The sequence below is a fragment of the Streptomyces sp. P17 genome (assembly GCF_032436805.1).
Classification (GTDB): domain Bacteria; phylum Actinomycetota; class Actinomycetes; order Streptomycetales; family Streptomycetaceae; genus Streptomyces.
In genome coordinates, this window is record NZ_JAVRBF010000911.1 from 1 (window position 1) to 267 (window position 267).

Below are 267 nucleotides of genomic sequence, written 5' to 3' on the forward strand. Positions count from 1 at the left end.
GGAAATCCGATTCGTAATCTTCATCTTTATGGTCTGCCATTGGTTAATAATACCGATATTATCGATATTTTTACCCAAGATACAGGTGCACTGGTCACCATTTATGTTGCATCACGCGACCATTGGGTGAGTATTGCGAGTTCGTTTCGTGGTGCGGATAACCAGCGTTGGTTACAGCGTCGGTTAGATGATACTCATAATGGATTTCAACATTTAAAGCAGGGACAAGCGTTCGTTGAACAATCGACTAACGCTGGTCAAAGTTAT

1 protein-coding gene is annotated in these 267 nt (G+C 41.9%); it reads left to right on the forward strand.

What is annotated here, in order from left to right:
* Positions 1–267 (forward strand): Cache 3/Cache 2 fusion domain-containing protein (locus tag RMT89_RS43410; RefSeq protein ID WP_315889264.1); only part of this gene is annotated, 267 nt, incomplete at both ends.